1 protein-coding gene is annotated in these 276 nt (G+C 64.1%); it reads right to left on the minus strand.

Annotated elements, in window-relative coordinates; translation table 11 throughout:
• Positions 1–276, minus strand: a 276-nt coding sequence (locus tag XI03_RS01510; RefSeq protein ID WP_271591088.1) for a transposase, incomplete at both ends; no start/stop codon positions are given.

Raw genomic sequence — 276 nt, forward strand, 5'->3', positions numbered from 1 at the left:
CCACGGCCGCGACATTGGGATGGCGCCGTTGTCGGATTTTGCCGAGCCAGAGGCTTCGCGGATCCTGCTTGCCAGTGGCCCGGCTTAAAGCGGCGCGAGCTCCGTGAATCATCAGCGTCCGCAGGTATCGATCGCCGCGTTTGCTGATGCCGAACAAGCGGGCCCGCCCTCCACTGGATCGCTGCTTCGGCACCAGGCCAAGCCAAGCCGCGAACTGGCGGCCGTTCTTGAAACAGCTTCTATCGCCCACGGCGGCGATCAAGGCTGTTGCTGTCA

Source organism: Bradyrhizobium sp. CCBAU 65884 (assembly GCF_028128835.1).
Taxonomy (GTDB): Bacteria; Pseudomonadota; Alphaproteobacteria; order Rhizobiales; family Xanthobacteraceae; genus Bradyrhizobium; species Bradyrhizobium ottawaense.